At 34.0% G+C, this 524-nt stretch carries 1 protein-coding gene and 1 pseudogene; both read right to left on the bottom strand.

The window, feature by feature from the left end; translation table 11 throughout:
* A partial coding sequence (locus CBG25_RS13945) for a pyruvate kinase (protein ID WP_290607348.1) occupies window positions 1-125 on the bottom strand: 125 nt, incomplete at its 3' end.
* Between the two features lie 188 nt (window positions 126-313).
* Window positions 314-424: pseudogene (locus tag CBG25_RS13940) on the bottom strand (transcriptional regulator HexR); the annotation flags it as partial.
* Between the last annotated feature and the right edge of the window lie 100 nt (window positions 425-524).

Below are 524 nucleotides of genomic sequence, written 5' to 3'. Positions count from 1 at the left end.
CCATGAGAAAAGTTTAGACGAACAACGTTTGCGCCGGCTTTAATCACTTTTTCCAGGTTATTATCACGATCAGTCGCGGGACCGAGAGTAGTAACAATTTTCGTTCTTCTAAGTCGTCTCGACATTTATGACTCCGTTACTTATTAAAATTGGTGTTGGTTGGTAGGTTATTACATAGAAATGAAATTAATCCCTTTATTAAAGTGTGCTGTTGTATCATTTAAATGCCTTAGCTAGAGAGAATATTTTTTGCAGTAAAACGAACAGATCTATAGTTTGCTGATATTGATCTGTTTACTAAAGGTAAATAGCACTAGAGTTTATCAGGATATACTACATGTAATATATCTTTTACGCGCTTTAAGTTATCTCTAAAATTTTGCCCTCGACGTAAAATAAAGCCAGTTGCTAGCACATCTATTAATGGGCACCTCGAAAAACTCAAGATTTTCAATTAACCCTTGGCTTTCATTCTAAATAATTAGATTTTTTTTGATTATCACGTTACTGATTCTATCGCACAT

Origin of the sequence: Arsenophonus sp. ENCA, assembly GCF_002287155.1 — a bacterium.
GTDB lineage: Bacteria > Pseudomonadota > Gammaproteobacteria > Enterobacterales > Enterobacteriaceae > Arsenophonus > Arsenophonus nilaparvatae.
The sequence above is the reverse complement of the archived record's forward strand: the minus strand, read 5'-3'. Positions and strand labels throughout refer to the sequence as shown.